This is a genomic window from Ketobacter alkanivorans, assembly GCF_002863865.1.
GTDB lineage: Bacteria > Pseudomonadota > Gammaproteobacteria > Pseudomonadales > Ketobacteraceae > Ketobacter > Ketobacter alkanivorans.
This window is the reverse complement of record NZ_CP022684.1, coordinates 2,648,467-2,669,869: the sequence shown is the minus strand read 5'-3', so window position 1 is coordinate 2,669,869 and position 21,403 is coordinate 2,648,467. Positions and strand designations below refer to the sequence as shown.

Below are 21,403 nucleotides of genomic sequence, written 5' to 3'. Positions count from 1 at the left end.
AACTGTTAGTCAGATTGCGCAAAACACTCCACGGTAAATCGGTCTATAGTGAAATGTAGGCGAATTCCAGTGTGCTGGTGTTTTGCCGTTTCCCGTATGCGAAAAAACTGCCTGATCAATCAGGCGCTGATAATGATAAAGGGATTCTCACCATGATGAAATCATTTCTCAGGCTGGCAGGTGGCTGTTTGCTGAGCATCGCCATGCAGGTATCGGCTGTGGAACTTAAGCCGGGCCACCCTGATGTCTACCCGGTGAAGCAGGGTGATACCCTGTGGGACATTTCCAATGCTTTTCTGAGCAACCCCTGGTTGTGGCCTGAGCTGTGGCACGTTAACCCACAGATCAATAACCCGCACCTTATTTACCCTGGCGATCTGATCAAGCTGGTGTATGTGAATGGCAAGCCGGGCCTCACCGTTGAGCGTGGCCCCATGGTGTTCAAGAAAGGTGACACCGTGAAGCTGTCTCCTGAGGTGCGCAGCGAGCCACTGCAATCGGTGATTCCTGCTATTCCCCTGGAGCATATCCAGAGTTTTCTCAAGAATAGCCGGGTCATGACTGAGGAAGAGATCAATGCCTCACCTTATATCCTGGCCGGTGATGAAGATCATATCGTGATGGGGCTGGGCGATTATATGTACGCCCGTCATGTCCCTGGCTGGGAAAACCCTCATCAGAGCTATGGTGTGTATCGTAAAGGCGCGGCTTATGTTGATCCCGAGTCCAAAGAGCTGCTGGGCTTTGCCGCCATCGATATGGGGTTGGCGCGTTTTGAAAACAGCGAAGGTGAAGTGGCCCGTTTTAAGGTTACCAACTCTAATGAAGATATCCGCCCTAACGACCGTCTGATTCCCACCGAAGAGCGTAAAGTGGATTCGGTATTTTACCCCAAGTCACCTGAAGGTGAGGTGGAAGGTCAAATTCTGCATGTGTTCAGTGGTGTGCGTAACGTAAGCCAGTACGATGTGGTGGTGTTGAACCGCGGTGAGCGAGAGGGTTTGATGATTGGTGATGTGCTGGCGGTACACACCAAGGGTTCCATTGTAAAAGACCGGATCACCCTGGAGCTGGTTAAGTTGCCGGACGAGCGGCGTGGGATATTGATGGTGTTCCGTACCTTTGAAAAGGTCAGCTACGGTTTGATTCTGCGTGCCGAGGCGCCTTTGCAAGTGGGTGATGTGGTCAAAAACCCGACCTGATGAGCTCCAGACGTCAGCGTCCAGTATTAGTGCACAATTTAAACAACCCGCTACCAAGCGGGTTGTTTCGTTTCTGGGGCCGAAAGATTACAAATTCTAACAAATCAAAGTGTTATGGAACATTGCCCTGCTCTTTGAGCTTATAAAACAGTCAATTCCATTAAATTCATTAGGTTGCGGCTGATAGGTCTATTATGCGGTGGGGCGGTTGCCGAATACCCGCACCTCAATGTCTTTTTGGTCAAGATCTGGCCCGGTCAGTTGGCTAACAATACCGTTTAAAACTCTGCCATGATTGGCAGCATAAAAATAAGAACGGTATCACAGCACTATGATCACATTCCCAGGCAAGCGCCAATTGGCGCCTCTCGTTGTTTCTGTTTTGCTCAGTGCCCCAGCCGGTGCTCAGCTTTCTCACAATTTGTCCATTGGCAACCCGGTGGCGCTGGCCATGGGTAATTCCGCCACTGCCTCGGTACGGGGCCCGGATGCAATTCATTACAACCCGGCGGCACTGGCTTTGGTCAAGACCAAGTATGAGCAGTACAAGTTGCAGACGGCGTTTTTTAATCATGAAGGCACCGTCAGTGGTGCTGCGCCAGGGCGCAGTTATGATCCAATCAGCAACCCGGACTTTGCCGACGAGCCCTTGTTGCAGGGAGAGCAGTCTCGGGATGTGTCGGTAGACAGTCCGTCGGTCTATCTGCCTTTTTTCGGGCACACGTCATTACCGTTTTTGGTTGCACCGGGTTACGGTTTTGCGCTGCGCGGTGGTACGAATGATCAGTTTGTATTTGCCAACTCGGCCTTTGCAGTGCAGATCTTCGGTTATGAGCGGGATATGGACAATGTGGGGGCGTTCAATGGTCAGCGTTTCGGCATTACCCGTCTGGCTTACTTCAACCCCTCTGTTGGCTTTGAACTCTCGGATAATCTCTATATGGGGGGCTCCATAGGTTTCTCCTGGCAGGGCTTGGGGGTTACCACCCGCACCCGCAGTGTGCTGGATACGGTGGGTGGTCTCAATGCGCTGGCGGCGAATCTGGCATCCCAGGTGGGACTGGATCTGGATTTGGGGTTGAACCCCTATAACGATGTGGGCGTGTTGGAGGTAGAAGCAGAAGATCCTCTGTCAGTGGCATTTACCCTGGGCCTGCTGTGGCAGCCTACCAGTTGGCTGTCGGTGGGGGCGACCTATCAAAGTGAAGGCAAATCCCATATGAAAGGTGATTACAGCCTCTCCTACACCCAGAGCTTTAATGAATTGATGTTGGGGTTGCAGCCGGCGGATGGCGCGCTGGCGGTTCTGGGTGGCGGCCCCATCAGCGGGGCGACCCGTCAAACCGGCGATGTGGAAATTGATTTTATCCAGCCGCAGTGGGCTTCGGTGGGCGTGTCCATGCTGGTGACACCGGACTGGCGCGTCAATGTGGACGTCAAATGGGTGGATTACAGCGTTTTGAAAGAGCTGGTGTTCGAGTTTGATCAGCCGCTGGACTATCTGGTGCTGGCCAGTGTGGTGAACAATTTGTCCGATATTTATACCGCAGGCCAGATCGGCGGCGATTACGCTGATCCGGATGAGCTGCGTCTGCAGCGCCGCTATGAGGCGGTGGTGGATGCGTCCTTTGGGGTGGAATATCGCTACAATGACAATCTGTTTTTGCGGGCCGGTTATGAGCCGCGTTCGTCTTCAATTCCCGAAAATCGTCAGGATCTGTTGATTCCCATTGGTGATGCGGATTTGTACACAGTGGGTTTTGGCTATCGCATGGGTAAGCATTCGCAGCTGGACGCAGGTTTTGGTTATCTGGTGTCGGAGATTCACATTGATCCCGGTGAAAGTCGTAATGCCAACTCAACCCTGGAAGGTGATGTGGTCTACAACCCCTATCGCGGATTGAAGATTGATCACAAACTGGAGGCGTATATTTTCTCCGTCACGTATTCCACCCATTTTTGAGTTCTGCCATAGTTAGCCCTTTGGCGTTATGCGCATGGTTGCAGCCATTGGACTGAACGGAATTCTATAGTGACGAAAACAACCCCTTGGCTGTTATGCCTGCTGGTTGGATTTGCGCTGGGCTGGTGGAGCGCAGTGCAGTGGGTTTCGCCTGTTGCGACAGCGACATCCCCGCTGAGTGGACAATCACCTGAGCCCGCATCCAAGCCAGCGGATACGCCGGTGGATCTGGGCGGCAATGCCGTGAGCCGCTGGCTGCAACTGGATCAGCCGGAAGCCCTGATTGCGTACCTGGACACCCCCGCACTGAGTCTGCCCGGGCGCCAACAGGCGTTACAGCAGCTGGACGATACTCTGTTGCAGTGGCAAGACGAGCAGCAGTGGGGGCGGCTGTTGTTATGGCTGGAGCCCTTGCATACCTGGGATCGTAATCGTGAATTGTGGCAGGATTGGTTGGCGAGCGCCCATGAAGGGTTGGGTCAACGGCGAGATGCCCTGCTGATACTGTTTGAGTCCCATGCCACGACCCTTTCTGCCCCGCGACGCCAGTATCTGATGGACAGTATTGAGCAATTGCTGGCCGATCAGCTGGCCCGGCAACGCACCCTCACCCCCACCCGCCTATCACAGAATTTTGAGTTGATGCCGCTGTTATTGCTGGCGCTGGAGAAACAGCCTCAATACGCACCCTTTGGCATCATGTTGTCCGATGTGTATGAAGCGTCTGGTGAATGGGAACAGGCGCTGTTTCAACTGCAGTTGTTGCCCTACAGCGACACCCACCAGCCGGCGATCGATGAGCGCAAAGAGCGCTTGGAGGAACAGCTGGCAGCTCAGCAAAGAGCCCAGGAGGGCATTGGTTTACAGCACCGCATGGGGCAGTTCGTGGTAACCGTTGTGTTTGATGAGCGCGTGGAACTGAACCTGATGATCGATACCGGCGCGACCATCACGGCCTTGAATGCCCGCGCCATTGCGTTGCTGCAACAGTACACGGATCTGCACACCACCGATCAGCAAGTGCAGGTGAACACCGCCAATGGCATGGTGGTGTCACCCCTGTATGAAATTGGCAGTATGCGGATCGGGGGATGGGAGCAACTCGATGTGCAGCTATTACAGGTGAATCTGCCGTCGGAGCATGTGGATGGTCTGTTAGGCATGAATTTTCTCAGCCGTTATGCGTTCTCCATCGATCAGGATCAGGCGCTGTTGTTCTTGGACAGCAAGTGAGGTTTGGCTTTATAGTGAGAGCTACTGCTAAACAGCCCACGCTAATGCGAGGCAAGGTGTACCATGAGCGAATCCTCCTGCTGTCATTCCCCCGCGCCTGATCCTAAACAAGGTCATGGCGATAGCTGTCATGATCATTCACGGGTTGACTGGCTGTTTTGGGGGTCGAGCGCTGTGTTGGCGATGTCCATTCTGGCGGCAGCCATGCCGGAGTCGTGGCTGCCGGACATCCCTTATTTGGTGACATTTATTACCGCCGAATGGGAGCTGGTGCAGGACATGTGGTTAGGCATGTTCATCGGTGTGTTTTCCATTGGTTTGATGAACCTATTGCCCAAAGACACCATCCTCAATGCCCTGGGCAGGCAACGGGGAGTGGGCAGTGTGTTGCGTGCGGCGGCGGCAGGCATTGTGCTGGATTTGTGCAACCACGGCTTGCTGCTTATCGCCGGTAAACTGTACAAAAGCGGCGTGCGTTATTCCCAGGTGCTGGCGTTTCTGATTGCTTCTCCCTGGAATTCCCTTTCCCTTACCATCGTGATGTTTGCCCTGCTGGGGTGGGCGTGGACGCTGACATTTATCGGTCTTTCCTTTCTGGTGGCGGTGGTGGCGGGCTTGATCGTCGATGGTATGGAAAGCCGAGGTTCCATTGAGGAAAACCCCTTTCGCGCTGAAACCGAGCGCGCCGAGAAAATTTCAGTGAAGGACAATGTACGGCGCATTCGGCGTGAACGGGGGCTGTTTCGAACCGTGTGTTTAGACAGCTTCAGTGAAAGCAAAATGATCATGCGCTGGTTGCTGTTCGGCATGGTATTGGCGGCACTGATCAAGACATTTGTATCCCAGGATGCCATGCAAACCTGGTTTGGGCCGACCTTGGTGGGCCTGGGTTTGACCCTGGTGGCCGCCACCGTGATTGAAGTGTGCTCGGAAGGCCTGCTGCCTATCGCTGCTGATCTGCTGACCCGTGCCGCTGCGCCGGGTAATGCTTTTACCTTCATGATGGCGGGGGTATCCACCGATTACACCGAGATCATGGTGTTAAAGGAAACCACCGGGCGTTGGAAAATGGCATTCGTGCTGCCGTTGGTGACCTTGCCCCAGATCCTCCTGCTGGGTGTGCTGCTGAATCAATTCTCTGCGTAAATACCGGCGTTTAAATTTGCAGGCTTTTTCCGGTAGTCAGGGCAACCTTGTCTATACTTGAAACAGACCCTTTTGCAGACGATTTGCTGCTCATGCGAGAAACATCACCCAAAACTTCACAAAGTGCTTCCAGCCTGTCGCGGCAGTTAACGGAAGCTTATGTGGCGCTGTCCAAATCTGAAGAAGTTTGGCAGTCCAGCCTGACCCAGGCGTTGCGTCACATAACCCAGACCTGCGCCAACGTGTTGGGGGTGGAACGTGCCAGTATCTGGCAGATCTCACCCGATATGGCGAAAATGGAGTGTTTGTGTCTCTATCTGGAAGAACAAAACCGTTTTGAAAGCGGATTGGTGCTGGAAGCCAGGGCTTACCCCCGGTACTTCAGCGCCTTGGCATTGGAGCGCGTGATCAATGCCAGTGACGCCCAACAAGATCTCCGCACCCGCGAATTTACCGAATCCTATCTGAAACCGCTGAATATCCAGTCGATGCTGGATGGCACCTTGCGCAACGAGGGTATTACCAAAGGCGTTTTGTGTCTGGAGCAGGTGGGGCAGCGCCGCTTTTGGACAGAAGACGAGCAAATTTTTGTGGCCTCTGTGGCGGACATGGTGTCACAAGTGCTGCTGTTCAGCTCATTCCGTGACCGAGAGATGCGTTTTCGTGCCCTGTTCGAAGGCTCCGGTGATGCGGTTTTTGTGCTCAATGGCCCCAGAATCATTGAATGCAACCCCGCTGCGTTTCGCATGTTTCGTGGTAATCGTGAGCAGTTGCTGGGGGCGACACCGGCAGACCTGTCTCCAGAGCTACAGCCCGACGGTTCCATCTCCTCCAGCGTGGCGGCCAGCCATATGCAGAACGCATTGGAAGGGGCAAGCCAGTTCTTTGAATGGACTCACCGGCGTCTGGATAACACGTTGTTCGATGCCGAAGTCACCCTCAACTCAGTCATGCTGGATGGGGTTAACTGCATTCTCGGCACCGTACGGGATGTGAGTGATCGCAAACAGGCAGAAGACGCACTGGTGCAGTCCCAGCGTCAGCTGGCCTACCGCGCCACCCACGATAGCCTGACCGAACTGCCCAACCGGGATTCATTGCACCTGAGTGCGTCCCGCATGCTGGCCCAAAGCAAGCTGCGCGGCCTTCAAGTGGCGGTGATTTTGCTGGATCTGAATCGGTTTAAAGACGTAAACGACACCCTCGGCCATCGTATCGGGGATTTTCTGCTGCAGCAGGTAGCCAAGCGCCTTTCGCTGCTGCATAAAGATAACGAGCTGGAGGTGTATCGCCTGGGGGGGGATGAATTTGCCCTGCTGAAAAGCCATGTGAGCAATCGGGATGAAGTGATTACGCTGGTGGACGCCGTGATTGAGGCCCTCAGCAAACCCTTGGATGTGGAGGGCATGTCACTGGAAATGGGCGCCAGCATCGGCGTGTCCTTCTTCCCCGAAAATGGCGACAACAGCCATGCCCTGCTGCGCTGCGCCGACGTGGCCATGTATCAGGCCAAAACCCACGGTGAGAATCTTCATTTCTACGATGCCAGTATGGATGCCAACAGCACCCGCCGCTTGACCATTCTGGCGGATCTGGGGGTGGCGATCCGCAGCAATCAACTGCAATTACACTATCAGCCCCGCATTGACCTCGCCACCGGTGCCTGTAACGGCTGCGAAGCGCTGCTGCGCTGGGTGCATCCGGAGCAGGGCATGATACCCCCCGGCGACTTCATCCCGCTGGCGGAAATGACCGAAATGATTCATCCGCTGAGCCTGTGGGTGCTGCGGGAGGCCCTGCGTCAGGTGCGTTGCTGGCTGGATGAGGGCAAAGAGATCGCCGTAGCGGTGAATCTGTCCGCCCGTAATTTGATCGATGTCCGCTGCCCCGCTTTGATCCAGTCGCTGTTGCATGAATTCGGGGTGCCCAATCATTTGTTGGAAATCGAAATCACCGAATCGGCTCTGATCACCGACCCGGAGCGCGCCCTGCAAGTGGTGCAGTCATTCCACGATTTGGGTTTGCATCTGGCCATCGACGATTTTGGCACCGGCTATTCCTCGATGAGCTATCTCAAGCGCCTGCCCATTCAGACCCTGAAGGTAGACCGTTCCTTCGTAAAGGAAATGCTCACCGATGAAGCCGACGCCGTGATTGTGCGCTCCACCATTGGCCTGGCCCACAGTTTTGGCCTCAACGTAGTGGCCGAAGGAGTGGAAGACGAAGCAACCCTGCAAGCCCTGTGCAACCTGCAATGCGAGCAGGCCCAGGGCTATCACATCAGCCGCCCCATCCCCGCAGCCGAATTTGATGCCTGGTATCTACAGCGCCGGGGCAATTAAAGCCCGATTTTTGCCTTGTGGACGTCTCTATAGCCTACCTTAATGGATTTGCCTGGAGACGGATGTTCCCATGTTGTTGGAAGAATTGCCCTATTGGTTGGCCCTGTGGCGTATATCCGGAATCGGCCCCAGCCACTTTCGCCTGATTACCGACCGCTATCACAGCATGATTGCCTTTTTTTCCCTGTCCGACGCCGAGCTGGCCAGCCTGGGGTTAAATACCCGTCAGCGCAACCAGATCCGCGGCTTCCAGCGGGGCAGCGAGCGAGCCTTGCTGGAAGGCGTGACCCAGGATCTGGACTGGCTTGAGCAAAGCGCTCAGCATCATATCCTGACCTGGGCCAGTGACGACTACCCTCCCTTGCTCCGTGAGATTCAGGGTTCACCACCGATTCTGTTTGTACGAGGTGACGCCGGTTTACTGTCCCTGCCCCAGATTGCCATTGTGGGCAGTCGTCATTCCAGCCGACAGGGGCAAAAAATCGCCCAGGATTTTGCCAGCTGCTTCTCTTCCAATGGCTTTATCACCACCAGCGGCCTGGCATTGGGGATCGACGCATCCGCCCATGCCGGGGCTCTGCTCGGCGGCGGTAAAACCATCGCCGTGCTGGCCCATGGCCTCGATGACATCTACCCCAATCGCAATCGCAGCCTGGGTAAAGAAATCATCGAACAGGGCGCACTGGTATCCGAGTTCCCCATCGGGGTATCGCCGCGGGCCGAATTCTTTCCCCGCCGCAATCGCATTATCAGCGGCTTGAGTCTGGGGGTGCTGGTGGTGGAGGCGGCCATCAAGAGCGGGTCACTGATCACCGCCCATGAGGCCGTAGATCAGGGGCGGGAAGTATTTGCCATTCCCGGCTCCATCAATGATCCCCTGGCCAAGGGCTGCCATGCATTGATTCGCAACGGGGCCCGTTTGGTGGAAACGGCCCAGCAAGTGGTAGATGAATTGATGCCCCTGCTTGGGTTTATGCAACAGCAGGCTATGCCCCATGCCGAAGAAAATCTACTGCATGATCAATACGATAGTCAATCACCAGAGGGGTTGCTGCTGGCCGCGCTGGAGTACGACCCAACCCCCGTGGATCAGTTGGTGGGCCTGACCGGGCTGTGTGTGGCGGACATCAGCTCGGCGCTGGTGATGTTGGAAATAGATGGGGTAGTGCAGCAGCAGCAAGGTGGATACAGCCGAGTCTGACTTGCATCCGGCTGCAAGCTGCGGTAATTTCGCGCCTCCATTGAATACCTTACTCAATTGGTACGATTAAGAGGTGTGAACATGTCTAAGCCATTTGTAGCCATCCTGATGGGATCGGACTCAGACCTGCCCCAGGTTGAACCCGCTCTGGATACCCTGTCCAAATTGAAAATCCCTTACGAGGTGAAGGTGACTTCCGCTCACCGTACTCCGGAAATCACCCACAGCTACGTCAAAGATGCGGATAAGCGCGGCTGTTCCGTATTCATATGTGCAGCAGGCATGGCGGCCCATCTGGCTGGAGCCGTGGCAGCAGCCACCACCAAGCCAGTCATCGGCATCCCCATCAACGCCTCTATGAACGGTTTGGATTCGTTGCTTTCCACCGTGCAAATGCCCGGCGGAATTCCTGTGGCTACGGTTGCTATCGGCAAAGCCGGTGCCAAGAACGCAGCCTATCTGGCGGCCCAGATGATGTCACTGGCGGATTCCGAGCTGGCGCAGCGGGTGAAAGACGACCGTGCTGCCAACGCCAAAGCGGTGCAGGAAAAAGACGCAGCACTGCAGGCCCGTCTGGCTCAGAAAGACTGATATGATATCGCTGCGGCACCAGCTTGGTGCCGTTCACGCGCTGACTCGGGGCGAAGTGATCGCTTACCCCACCGAATCCGTTTTTGGTTACGGTTGCGATCCGTTTAACGAAGCAGCGGTCGATCGTCTGCTGCGAATCAAACAGCGTCCCCGCCACAAAGGGCTAATCCTGGTGGCGGCCAACTGTGATCAGATCGCGCCACTGCTGCAAACCCTGACATTGCCGCAACGCCGTGATCTGGAAGCCAGCTGGCCTGGCCCCGTTACCTGGCTGATTCCCGATTCAGAGAATATGATCCCCACCTGGATCAAGGGCGATTTTGATAGTGTGGCAGTGAGAGTAAGCGCTCACCCAACCGTGCAGGCCCTATGTTCCATATGGGGTGGCCCCATTGTATCCACCAGCGCCAACCGCAGTGGTCAGGCACCCGCCAGAAGCGAGTTTCCGCTCAGACTGATGCGCGCCCAATATGGGATCGGAGCAGACTACATCCTGCCCGGTTACACCCCCAGAGCGAACAAGCCCACTGAAATACGGGATTTACAAAGTGGCCGTATCATTCGCGCCGGGTAGGGCGCACACCGCTAGATCCACTATAATAGGGAATCATCATGCTCAACATCGATATCGACGCCGTTAAGCAATACCTGTTGGCCCTGCAGGATGACATCTGTCAGCAACTGGCCCAGGAGGAAACCAGCGGTCAGGCATTTCTGCAAGACAGCTGGCAGCGGGAGCAGGGTGGCGGTGGACGTTCCCGCGTGCTGGAAGGTGGTCAGGTATTCGAAAAAGCCGGGGTTAACTTCTCCCATGTATTTGGTGATGGCCTGCCCAAATCCGCCACCGCCCATCGTCCGGAGCTGGAAGGTCGAAGCTTTCAGGCCATGGGCGTATCGTTGGTCATACACCCCCGCAACCCCATGGTGCCCACCTCCCACGCCAATGTGCGTTTTTTCATTGCCGAAAAAGAAGGCGCTGAGCCAGTATGGTGGTTTGGCGGCGGCTTTGACCTGACGCCCTACTACGGCAACCAAGAAGACTGCAAACACTGGCACCAAACCGCAAAAGCGGCTTGCGATGCCTTTGGCGAGGACGTCTACCCGCGCTACAAGAAATGGTGCGATGAGTACTTCTATCTCAAGCATCGGGATGAAACCCGTGGTGTGGGCGGCTTGTTTTTTGATGACCTGAACAGCGATAGCAGCGGCTGGGATTACGATACCTGTTTTGCCTTCATGCGCTCCGTCGGTGATGCCTACATACAAGCTTATCGCCCTATTCTGCACAAGCGAGCGGCGTTACCTTACACCGAACAGCAGCGTGAGTTTCAGCTCTACCGTCGCGGTCGCTACGTGGAATTCAACCTGGTCTACGATCGCGGCACCCTGTTCGGTTTGCAAACCGGGGGGCGCACGGAATCCATACTGATGTCCCTGCCCTCACTGGTGAGCTGGAAATACAACTGGCAGCCGCAACCCGGCTCCCAAGAGGAAACACTCTACACCGACTTTCTCGGTGCCAGAGACTGGATTTAACGGATTAAAATGTTATGAGTATTGATCGATACGCGGTGATGGGTAACCCCATCAAGCACAGTAAATCACCACAGATCCACAAAGCCTTTGCTGAACAGACCGATCAGCATATGACCTACACCAGTATGCTGGTGCCGGAAGACTCCTTCGAAGACGCGGTGCGTAAATTTTTTGCAGAAGGCGGCAAAGGTCTCAACATCACAGTACCGTTCAAAATACGCGCCTACGAATTATCGGATGAACTGACCGAGCGCGCCCAGCGTGCCAAGGCCGTCAACACCCTGCTGATTCGCAACAATGGCAGCATCGTGGGTGATAACACCGACGGTGCCGGTCTGGTGCGGGACATCATGCACAATCACGATGGCCGTCTGGGCGGCAAAAAAATTCTCGTGGTGGGAGCAGGCGGTGCCGTGCGCGGCGTATTGGCACCCATCCTGGCAGAAAAACCGGCGTTGGTGGTGCTTACCAATCGCACGTTTGAGAAAGCCCATCACCTGGCAGAAGAGTTTGCGGATTTGGGGCGTATCGAAGCTGTACACATGAACAAACTGCAGGGCCCGTTCAACTGGATAATCAACGGCACCGCCGCCAGCCTCCAAGGGGATATTCCCGAGTTGTCGGAATCCGTCATTGGCGAACACACCCGGGTTTACGACATGATGTACAGCAAGCAAGCCACCCCGTTTAACGCCTGGGCCAAAGATTACGGTGCCGAAAAAGCATTCGACGGACTCGGCATGCTGGTGGAACAGGCGGCGGAATCCTTTCGCCAATGGCGCGGAGTCATGCCCTCCACCCCCACGGTTATATCCGATCTGCGGGCCGCCATGTAGGTATCTAACTGCCGAAGGGTTGCCATTCGATGGACAGCGAGGCATTGATCCCGTTGTCCGCCAAGCCATCCTGGCGGTCAAAATAACTGGGCATGTAGTTCTCCCGGTCAAATAGATTGCGAATCGTAAAACGGGTGGTCAGATCCGGTTGCCATTGCCAGGAAACGGTTAAATCGGTTCGAAAGAAAGTGGATGAACCCTGCGTGTTCTCATAGCCGTATTCAGCAACCGAAGCCGCTTTGCGGTGATGATAGCGGTTGAACAGATACACATCGGTGACGTCGGAAACCGCATAGCCCACCCCCAGGTTCAGCATCCAGTCCGGGAACGCTTCATATTCCTGATTGTCTTCCAGATCCCGGCTGATCACGTGAGAAGCACTGCCATCCAGGCGCAATTGGTTCCAGCGTTGCATTCCCTCCAGCTCCACTCCCCAGGCTTCACTTTCCGTGGTGTTATCAAACTGAACGGTAGCGCCGTTAACCGGCGTTGCCAAAGGGACAGCGCGAATGGAATTGCGCCAGCGATTCTTGAACAGCGTTACCGAACCGAAGTGATGTTTGTTGCTGTGTTGCAGTGTCAGTTCGATGTTGTCCAGGGTTTCCGGCTCCAGATCCTGATTGGGTAACACGGAGTTGGATCCGTAGGTTTCAAAGGTATTGGGATTGCGGAAGGAGCGGCTCACGATCAGCTTGGCAACCGCAGCAGAGGAAAGCCCATGAATATAGCCAAGCCGTGGGCTGATCTGGGTGTCAAATTGGCGGAAGGCATCCACCCTGCTGCCATAGACAAACGTGGAGCGTTGCTCCGGGAGCAGGTCCGACTGGTAGCGTCCGTCCAGAACCAGGCTGTGATACTCCGTCTCGGCCCCTTGCTGATTATTGGGGGACACCACACGGCTGCCGGACTGGGTGACGCGGGTGGTGGTAAAGGCATCATTTTCGGCTCTATTAAATTCGTAACCGTAAGCCAGGTTACTGCCCCCAGCAAACTGGTGCCGGTTGATGGCCTGCACACCCCAATGATGCTCCTGGGTGTCGACCTGTTGATAAAAATTAAAGGGCGAAGGCGCCACCTCCCGCAGATCGAGCGTGTCCTGATCTTTGTAGTCCCAATAATAGGCCACCACCGAACTGGACAGTTCCTCATTAAAATCGTGCTCAAATTCCAGCTTAAGCAGACTGAGCCGGGCATCATAGCCTGCCCAATCCTGATCTTTCATCAGATCCACACCGGATTGCCTGGCAACGCCGGGCAGTTGGTCGGCGTCCAGCTTCATGTGGTAACCGGAAACCTGATAGCGGTTCTGATGGGCATCGGTGGCGCTGTACTTGATCACAATATTCTGATTTTCCAGAGCATTCATGCGCGAACTTTGCTCGGGTAACCCCGTATCGGGATCAGTATAAGAATACTGTTGATGCTGATTCCCCAAATTGCGGTAGGCCAGCGCCGTGGTAAGCTGCTGGGAGCCTTCGCTATAGCGGCTCACCAGAGAGCCCGCCTGAAAATCCTCGCTCCCCGCCTGCAGCCGAGTGGTCACCCCTGTCTCTCCATGGGCCACCGTATTCATCGACAGCACGCCCTGAAACGCATCCGCCCCGTGCAGTGATGAACCGGGGCCGCGAATCAACTCAACGCTATCCAAAAGGGCAAGATCATGTCCGTCAATGGCCAGGGCGCTGGTGCCAAAGCGCAGCAGATTAATGGGCACGCCATCCAGCAACGTGGCCACGCCGGTATCAATGGAATAGTTGAAATAGCCGCGAATGGCGATAACCCGGGTACGGCCATAGCCTTGGGGCGCAACCGTGGAGGGCAGAGTATTCAGCAACTCACCTACATTGCGGGCCCCCAGCTCGTCCCAGCGGGAGGCGTCACTGTAGGTGACGCTACTGGCACTTTCCATCAGGGATTGATCGAAATAAGACGTGCTGGTGATGGTGACCTGCAGCAGCTCATCCAGTGGCAACTCAAACAGATCATCGTCGTAACCCAATGCAGTATTGTTGAGCAATGCTGCGAGCAGGACAAAACCGATTAACTGTCGTCTGTACATGGCGAACCTTGAAATCCTCTTTCTGGATAGAAAAGCATAGCAGTTGCGCGTAATTTGACCTCTCAACCCATATAATAGACCGAACTTGCTCGTCACGCGGGGTTCTGAAACCGACCATGACCGATTCTGAATATCACGCCCTGATTGCCAACTATGCCCGCAGCTGGACTCTGTTGCTAGCCTATGATGACCAGACCCTGCAGTCACCTGCCGACCAGCAGTCAGGCATGCGCGCCCTGTCCTTAGGTGAGGTGCTGACGGCCATCGCTGATTTTAAAGGGTTTTTAATGGCCAAAGGCGAGGCATCTGAGCTGTTCGCCCGCCTGCGGGGTGACGGGCTCGCCTCCGCACTGGCCAGTATTGAACAGGGTTTCGGCGACGATTTGCTTTACCCCAACGTCGCCAGTCGCGCCGCGCATTTGCTGTATTTTATTGTTAAAAATCATCCCTTTACCGACGGCAATAAGCGCACTGGCGCTTTTCTGTTCCTATGGTACCTGCGCGTCAACCAACATCTGCTGGCCAGACCGGTCGACCAGCTCATCAATGACAATGCACTGGTGGCCATCGCCCTGCTGGTGGCCCAGAGCGCACCGAACCAGAAAGAGGTGGTGATCCAGCTGCTGGAGCACTTTATACTGCTCAAATAACCCTGATTACGGCGCTGAAGCGCCAGGAAACCCCTATGGGATGGACTCTCACCCTAATCGCGACCCTGTTGTTATTGGCCTGTGGTGGAGGCAGCAGCGACCCCGCATCAGAAGCGCCGCAACCGCCCCAGTCACAACCGGGGGTGCTCTCCATTTCTGCCTATTACTACACCGAACCGGCGGTAACCGGTAGTGACCTGCTGCAACGCTACCTGCAGGCCTTTCAGATGGTGCAGGATGCAGGCGCCACCGGGCAGTTTCAATCCTATCGCTGGTCCGAGTTGGAACCGATAGTGGGTGTCTATAACAAACTGTCCGACTTCAGCAGTACCATGAACAGCGCGCAGCAGAATAACCTCACCCAGTTGCTGGGCCTGCAAGTGATCAACACGGTGACCCGTGAAGTGCCCGCCGGACTGGGCGCAACTGCCTGGGATGATCCCGCCATGATCAATGCCTTCACTGGGCTGCTGGATCAGCTGCTGCCGTCCATGCAGGGGCGGGTGACCTATCTGTCCATCGGCAACGAAGTGGATGTGTATTTTGAAAACGCACGCATGGATGAGTTGGCGGCCTACAAAACCTTTGTCAGCGCCATTCAAACCTACCTCGAAAACCGACTGCCCCAGGCCCAGTTGGGCATCACCGTCACCGCTGGTGGCTGGCTGGGCAGCAACGTACAAAGCTGGCTGGATCTCACCGCCAACACCGATGTCATCATCACCACTTACTATCCCCTGCAGGGGGATTTCAGCGTGCAACCCCCTACCGCGGCGGCGGCCGATATTCCGGCGTTACTGTCTGTGGTCACAGATCGACCCTGGGTGTTTCAGGAGGTTGGCTATCCTGCTTCCACGATCGGTGGCAGTTCAGAGGCCATGCAAGCAGAGTTTGTGCGCCAGGTGTTCGCCACCTGGCGGGATGCCAACGGACGCATCCCGTTTTTGAACTGGTTTTTACTGCACGACTTTTCGACCGAGCTGGTGGATCAGTTCGTGGGCTATTACGGCGTTAACAATCCCAACTTCCGCGCCTATCTGGACAGCCTCGGCCTGCGTAACCGCAACAACACCGACAAACAGGCCTGGACGGTGTTGCTGCAAGAGGCAGAGTCATTCCGTTAGGACGAGTGATGGCAGCAAGAGCTCATGGTGTCAACTCAAAGATCCCGCACAAGGCCAAACTAAAATCCGTTCTCCCATTTCCATCCACCCAAACTTATTTCACACTATGCTGTGACTAAAGGCGCATCTCACGCGTCTAAAAACAACTGGCTCCATCCATCCCGATAGTACAGGACAGCACTATGACCGACGAACTCTCCGATCTGATTGGCGAACTGGTAGACACCACTGCGGACGAGCAGGATCAGGTGATTCGTCAGATCGTGGCCACGCGAGAGCCGGAAGAAGTCGCCCTGTTGCTGGAATCATTGCCTTTGGCGGTACGTCTGGATGCCTGGAGCAAAGTACCGGCGGATGACAAGCTCGATATTCTATTAACCATGCGTGGTGACCCTCGGGAATCCCTGCTGGACAACATGACCCTGCAAGAACTGGATGCCCTGTTCGACGGCATGGCGGCGGAAGATCTGGTGGAGCTGTCGGAATCGTTGCCGCGACGTATGGTTGATCGCGCGTTATGGGTGATGGACGAGCAGCAACGTCATTACTTCGAAGGAGCCAAACAGTATCGGGATGATCAGATCGGCCGTTGGGTAAGCCACGAGCTGCTGGTGTTGCCCACCAACGCACGGGTACGGGATGGCATGCGGTTGTTGCGGCGTGAACTGCCTGACTACGTCGACACAGTATTCTTAGTGAACCGGGCGGGCCACTTTTCGGAGGCGGTTCGGATCGGAAAAATCATCGCATCGCCTGATCATCTACCGTTGGTGGACTTGTCTGAAGATGTCTTCACCGTGTTGGAAGGTCAGGAGGATTCGGTGGATGCCTCGGTCAAAGTACAGCAATCGGGGTTCAGTGCCCTGCCGGTGGTGGATGATACCGGCAAACTGCTGGGGCGTATCGACGTAGGTACCGCCGGTGAGCTGGTGAACACCTATTACGAAGGCCAGCTAATGGCGGGCGCGGGCATGGATGAGAACGAGGATTTGTTCGCACCGGTGGTGAAAAGTGCTCGCAGTCGCGCGCTGTGGTTGGGCATTAACCTACTGACGGCGTTCATGGCATCGTGGTTCATCGGCTTGTTCGAAGCTACCTTGCAACAAGTGGTGGCACTGGCTGTATTGATGCCCGTGGTGGCAAGCATGGGCGGTATTGCTGGCAGTCAGACACTCACACTTATTATTCGCGGCTTGGCTATGGGGCAGGTCACCAGCGCCAACCTGAAGGCACTGGCAAAAAAGGAACTGAGTGTCGGGGGGCTCAATGGCGTGCTCTGGGCGATTGTGATTGGGTTGGTGGCCTCAGTATGGTTTGGCAGCCCGGTGATTGGGGTGGTTATCGCCCTGGCGATATTGGTTAATATTGTGGCGGCAGCATTTTCCGGTATTGCCGTGCCCGTGCTATTGGATAAATTCAAGTTGGACCCAGCGCTGTCCGGCTCAGTCGTATTGACAACGGTGACCGATATTGTGGGGTTTGTAGCGTTTCTGGGGTTGGGGACGCTGTTGCTGGTGTGAAATTAACAGGGTGCGCTAGGTGCGCACCCTGTTAATGAAATACAGGATCAATTACTGTGGGTAAAACTGAAAGCCAATGCTCAGCATTTCCGCTTCAATGTCTAGATCCCATTCATCGTTTTCTGCATCCGGTAGGAACGTGTAGTCCAATGTAATGGCAGAAGAGGTGCCCAGATTGATTTTCAAGCCAACCCCATATTCAAGGCCTGTGTTCTTGTACTTATCGCCTTCACTATCTTCATAAGAAATATTTGCCAAGCCCACTTTGCCATTTACAGAGAACGCATCTCCCAGTGGCAGAATACCTCTTACACCGATTCCCACCATGGTATTCACTTCTGCGTCAATATAAGTGTATTCCACAGTGTCATCGGACAAACCGAAACCAAGATAGCCTTCAATGGCTAAATTTTCATTGAGTTCGCTGCCACCTTTTACTTTGAAGGCAGTGGGTTCGAAATCAAGATTTTCAGACAGGTAGTCGGCTGTAACTTCAGCTTGAACTTTGCCAAGCTCAACGCCAACGTAGCCTTGATTGGCCAGCGCGCTAGTAGCGGCTACACTCGACAGTAAAAACGTTGAAACTAACTTCTTCATATTTTCTCCTTGCTTATTTTTAGGTATCGCTTTGTTGAATCAAAATGAGGTATTAAACTAAAAAACAGGCAACACAAAATCCATTCCAACATGTTGAATCGGAAGCCGGATATGAACAGACAACGCAAAAGAATAATTCACCTTAAATTCAATGCCCATCACTCACTTCTCTTATAGAAAGAATCTTGTACGTGAGTATGGCGTCCTACAATCGCACTATTATATACCAATATTGACTATTTCAAGAACATATAGGGAAACTTCAAGAGCATGAAGCATTTTTTGCATTAAGTTAATCTCCTTTATTGTTGTTTTGGTTCATTGTATAAAAAAGCTTATTGATCTATTAGCTCGACCCCTTGCATTTAAAATGTAAACCCCCACAATTATCTGAATACCCCTAAGGATCAGTTGTCGTCATGAACAGCATGCTTGAACCGAATGAACTACCTTTATTCAACGATATACAGACTGCGGACATCAAACCGGCCATCTCGCAGATCATCGAAGAAAATTACCGGCTTATTGAGGAAATTGTCTCCCACGTGCAACAGCATGACATCACGCTGGACAACTTCCTGCTGCCTTTTGAAGAGCTGAACGACACCTTATCCAAAGTGTGGTCTCCGGTGGGGCACCTCAACAGCGTGATGAATAATGAAGAGCTGCGCAATGCCTACAACGCATGCCTGCCCTTGTTATCGGAATACGGCACAAAGCTGGGCCAACACCAGGGGCTGTATCAAGCATACAAGGCACTGAAGGAATCTCCCGAATACAGTGGGTTCACGGTAGCGCAGAAGAAAGTGATCGACAACGCACTGCGCGATTTCCATCTATCGGGTATTGATTTGCCGAAAGACAAGCAACAGCGCTATGGCGAAATCAGCAAGCGTTTGTCGGAACTCACCAGCAAGTTTTCAGAAAACGTACTGGATTGCACCAATGCATTCAGTCAGCACGTTACTGATGTAGAGCAACTAAGCGGTTTGCCCGAAACCCAGTTGCATGCTGCCGAGTTGGCCGCCAAAGCAAAGGAGCAGGATGGCTACTTGTTGACGTTGGATATACCCGTTTATATCGCGGTGATGACCTATTGTGATAACCGTGATTTGCGCAAAACCTTTTACCAAGCCTATAACACCAAAGCGTCTGACCAGGGGCCGTTTGCAGGCCAGTGGGACAATAATCCGTTAATGCAGGAAATACTGGCATTGCGGCACGAGCTGGCTCAACTGCTGGGTTTCAACAACTACGCCGAGCGCTCCATTGCCACCAAGATGACCGAAACCACTGATCAGGTTCTTGATTTTCTCTATGATCTTGCGGAGAAATCCCTGCCGGTAGCAAAACAGGAATTTGAAGAACTGAAACAGTTCGCAGCCGATGAAGTGGGCCTCAAAGACTTACAGGCTTGGGATGTAAGTTACGTTAGCGAAAAACTGAAACAGCAACGTTATGCCATTTCACAAGAAGAGCTGCGCCCCTGGTTTCCGCTGGAAAAAGTAATGAGTGGCTTATTTAGCGTAGCCACCCGCTTGTTCGGCGTTACCTTTAAGCGTGATGACAGTGTCGATCTGTACCATCCTGATGTTCGTTTTTACAACGTGTTCAAAGGCGAAGAAGCTGTTGCCGGATTTTATCTGGATTTATATGCGCGGGCTCATAAGCGAGGCGGAGCCTGGATGGATGTGTGTCGTTCGCGCCGCAAGACCTTAGCGGGTGGATTGCAAAAACCCATTGCTTATTTAACCTGTAACTTCAACGGCCCGGTTGGCGACAAGCCAGCGTTGCTTACGCACAACGAGGTCACCACCTTGTTCCATGAGTTCGGGCATGGCTTGCATCATATGCTTACCCTGGTGGAAGAAGATGCAGTGTCTGGTATTGCCGGTGTGGCCTGGGATGCAGTGGAACTGCCCAGCCAGTTTATGGAGAACTGGTGCTGGGAAAAAGAAGCGATCCCATTGATGTCAGGCCATTATGAAAGCGGTGAGCCACTGCCAGATGCCATGTTAGAGAAAATGCTGGCGGCAAAAAACTTTCAATCCGCCATGATGATGGTGCGCCAGTTGGAGTTCTCTATTTTCGATTTCCGCATTCATCAGGAATATCAACCCGGCATGGATGTGCACGCCGTGCTTGAGGATGTACGCAAACGGGTATCGGTAATGAGCCCTCCTGATTTCAATCGATTTGAATGCAGCTTCAGCCACATCTTTGCCGGTGGTTATGCGGCGGGCTATTACAGCTATAAGTGGGCCGAAGTGCTGTCGGCGGATGCTTTCTCCCGATTCGAAGAAGAAGGCATCTTCAACGAACAGGCGGGGCGTGATTTTCGCGAACACATTCTGGAAAAAGGTGGCTCGGAAGAGCCCATGGAATTGTTCAAGCGCTTCCGTGGCCGTGAACCCAAAGTGGATGCGCTACTGCGCCACAGTGGGCTGGCAGCATGAAGAAAATGTTCATCGCGGGGGCCAAGTGCCCCCAGTGCGAAAAGATCGACAAGATATTCGTGTACCACAAAGACGGAGAAGACATCGCCGAGTGTAATGCCTGCGGCTACACCAGTGTGCGGCCAAAGGAGGTGGAGCCGCAGTCAGAACCGGTTGATGGGGTTGTCAGGTTGGTGAAGTAAGGCGTCAGTTCATTCGGATGTCATAGCTGTGAGCGAAATTCTGTTTTAGAATAGCGCTTGGCCCCGGTTGTGGCCTAATCTTTGGGGATCTACCGATTTAAATATTGCTTGAGCTGGCTGCTTTGTTGCAGCGGTTCGAGCATGGCTTAATATCGGGGTTTGAAGTCCAACGGAACGAAAACGTACGCTAGGACCATTCGTCCAGTTCCGATGGTTACTTAAAAGATCTAAGCTGGCCGTTCAGTACCTGTTCCGCCAACGTGAAAGAGTATTTACGTGTTTATGTGGATGTGGTGATAGCCTGGCTTCATCCGCTTCTTTCAAATCATCACCCTGTTGTCTCAAGTAATTTAGGGCGGCCTGCCGTAGATTGTGTTCCACAGCGCTAGCACGTAGGCCACCAAGCCCAGAGTTCCGATGCCACGTCGGATTTCACAGTGCAGACTGAGGCAGATCACCCGTGTAACTACATGACGGCCCTCACCCACGATTCAACTGCTGAGTCAGAATGCGGCTGAGATAGTCTTTATCATCCATATAGTTCAGCAGGTACAGTGTTTTGTTGATGCGGCTTACTTCAATGATGAAGTCCGGCCGGTAAAAGCGTTGAATTTGGCCGTTCACAATATAATCTGTTGATAATAAATATGTATTGGAATTGTTCTGCCGCTTAATGTGATTTTCGTGGTGTTGTTGTCGGGCGGTAAGCTGCGTGATGGTATTGCTGGCACTGGCCAGCTCTTAGAAGCCCCAAGCGCGTGGCGG

The 21,403-nt window shown here is 54.0% G+C and carries 17 protein-coding genes and 1 pseudogene; 15 read left to right on the top strand and 3 right to left on the bottom strand.

From position 1 onward, the window contains the following. The first annotated feature begins 152 nt into the window (after nucleotides 1-152). The 10 genes from Kalk_RS11420 (at nucleotide 153) to aroE (ending at nucleotide 12,050) form a co-directional block, all read left to right on the top strand. Nucleotides 153-1,202 carry a LysM peptidoglycan-binding domain-containing protein gene (locus Kalk_RS11420; RefSeq protein WP_101896291.1) on the top strand — a complete coding sequence of 350 codons (1,050 nt, stop codon included), beginning with the start codon at nucleotides 153-155 and terminating at the stop codon, nucleotides 1,200-1,202. Nucleotides 1,203-1,533: 331 nt separating this feature from the next. Beyond that, nucleotides 1,534-3,165 carry an OmpP1/FadL family transporter gene (locus tag Kalk_RS11415; RefSeq protein WP_101894371.1) on the top strand — a complete coding sequence of 544 codons (1,632 nt, stop codon included), beginning with the start codon at nucleotides 1,534-1,536 and terminating at the stop codon, nucleotides 3,163-3,165. Nucleotides 3,166-3,234: 69 nt separating this feature from the next. After that, the gene (locus tag Kalk_RS11410; RefSeq protein WP_101894370.1) at nucleotides 3,235-4,398 is read left to right on the top strand and encodes a retropepsin-like aspartic protease family protein; all 1,164 of its coding nucleotides are present in this window, start codon (nucleotides 3,235-3,237) and stop codon (nucleotides 4,396-4,398) included. A 63-nt stretch (nucleotides 4,399-4,461) separates the two neighbouring features. Beyond that, a complete protein-coding gene (locus Kalk_RS11405) occupies nucleotides 4,462-5,544 on the top strand; it encodes a permease (RefSeq protein WP_101894369.1) in 1,083 nt (360 codons plus the stop codon). Between the two features lie 47 nt (nucleotides 5,545-5,591). Beyond that, nucleotides 5,592-7,886 (top strand): putative bifunctional diguanylate cyclase/phosphodiesterase, encoded by a 2,295-nt coding sequence (locus Kalk_RS11400; protein ID WP_158643450.1) that lies wholly within the window; start codon nucleotides 5,592-5,594, stop codon nucleotides 7,884-7,886. 70 nt (nucleotides 7,887-7,956) lie between these two features. Continuing rightward, nucleotides 7,957-9,087, top strand: a complete 1,131-nt coding sequence (dprA, locus tag Kalk_RS11395; protein WP_199767897.1) for a DNA-processing protein DprA — start codon at nucleotides 7,957-7,959, stop codon at nucleotides 9,085-9,087. Nucleotides 9,088-9,168: 81 nt separating this feature from the next. Continuing rightward, nucleotides 9,169-9,678, top strand: coding sequence for a 5-(carboxyamino)imidazole ribonucleotide mutase (gene purE / locus Kalk_RS11390; protein WP_101894367.1), 510 nt, complete (start codon nucleotides 9,169-9,171; stop codon nucleotides 9,676-9,678). Between the two features lies 1 nt (nucleotide 9,679). Next, nucleotides 9,680-10,252 (top strand): L-threonylcarbamoyladenylate synthase, encoded by a 573-nt coding sequence (locus Kalk_RS11385; RefSeq protein ID WP_101894366.1) that lies wholly within the window; start codon nucleotides 9,680-9,682, stop codon nucleotides 10,250-10,252. A 38-nt stretch (nucleotides 10,253-10,290) separates the two neighbouring features. After that, a complete protein-coding gene (hemF, locus tag Kalk_RS11380; RefSeq protein WP_101894365.1) occupies nucleotides 10,291-11,214 on the top strand; it encodes an oxygen-dependent coproporphyrinogen oxidase in 924 nt (307 codons plus the stop codon). A 20-nt stretch (nucleotides 11,215-11,234) separates the two neighbouring features. Then, nucleotides 11,235-12,050, top strand: a complete 816-nt coding sequence (gene aroE / locus Kalk_RS11375) for a shikimate dehydrogenase (protein WP_324774935.1) — start codon at nucleotides 11,235-11,237, stop codon at nucleotides 12,048-12,050. A 4-nt stretch (nucleotides 12,051-12,054) separates the two neighbouring features. On the opposite strand, the gene Kalk_RS11370 is transcribed toward aroE, so the two are convergent. Further along, nucleotides 12,055-14,109, bottom strand: coding sequence for a TonB-dependent receptor plug domain-containing protein (locus Kalk_RS11370; protein WP_101894363.1), 2,055 nt, complete (start codon nucleotides 14,107-14,109; stop codon nucleotides 12,055-12,057). 116 nt (nucleotides 14,110-14,225) lie between these two features. Here Kalk_RS11370 and Kalk_RS11365 point away from each other — a divergent pair, with 116 nt between their 5' ends. From Kalk_RS11365 to Kalk_RS11355, 3 genes are all read left to right on the top strand, one after another. Next, nucleotides 14,226-14,759, top strand: coding sequence for a type II toxin-antitoxin system death-on-curing family toxin (locus Kalk_RS11365; RefSeq protein WP_101894362.1), 534 nt, complete (start codon nucleotides 14,226-14,228; stop codon nucleotides 14,757-14,759). Between the two features lie 35 nt (nucleotides 14,760-14,794). Beyond that, the gene (locus Kalk_RS11360) at nucleotides 14,795-15,883 is read left to right on the top strand and encodes a hypothetical protein (protein WP_101894361.1); all 1,089 of its coding nucleotides are present in this window, start codon (nucleotides 14,795-14,797) and stop codon (nucleotides 15,881-15,883) included. 182 nt (nucleotides 15,884-16,065) lie between these two features. After that, nucleotides 16,066-17,403 carry a magnesium transporter gene (locus tag Kalk_RS11355; RefSeq protein WP_101894360.1) on the top strand — a complete coding sequence of 446 codons (1,338 nt, stop codon included), beginning with the start codon at nucleotides 16,066-16,068 and terminating at the stop codon, nucleotides 17,401-17,403. A 51-nt stretch (nucleotides 17,404-17,454) separates the two neighbouring features. On the opposite strand, the gene Kalk_RS11350 is transcribed toward Kalk_RS11355, so the two are convergent. After that, nucleotides 17,455-18,000, bottom strand: a complete 546-nt coding sequence (locus tag Kalk_RS11350) for an outer membrane beta-barrel protein (RefSeq protein ID WP_101894359.1) — start codon at nucleotides 17,998-18,000, stop codon at nucleotides 17,455-17,457. A 419-nt stretch (nucleotides 18,001-18,419) separates the two neighbouring features. On the opposite strand from Kalk_RS11350, the gene prlC reads away from it, so the two are divergent. Further along, on the top strand, nucleotides 18,420-20,456 hold the full coding sequence (gene prlC / locus Kalk_RS11345) for an oligopeptidase A (protein WP_101894358.1): 2,037 nt from the start codon (nucleotides 18,420-18,422) through the stop codon (nucleotides 20,454-20,456). Next, a complete protein-coding gene (locus Kalk_RS11340; RefSeq protein WP_101894357.1) occupies nucleotides 20,453-20,638 on the top strand; it encodes a YheV family putative zinc ribbon protein in 186 nt (61 codons plus the stop codon). The genes prlC and Kalk_RS11340 overlap by 4 nt, the downstream gene beginning before the upstream one ends. Before the next feature lie 214 nt (nucleotides 20,639-20,852). On the opposite strand, the pseudogene Kalk_RS21530 reads toward Kalk_RS11340, so the two are convergent. Further along, nucleotides 20,853-21,223, bottom strand: a pseudogene (locus Kalk_RS21530) (Tn3 family transposase); the annotation flags it as partial. Between the last annotated feature and the right edge of the window lie 180 nt (nucleotides 21,224-21,403).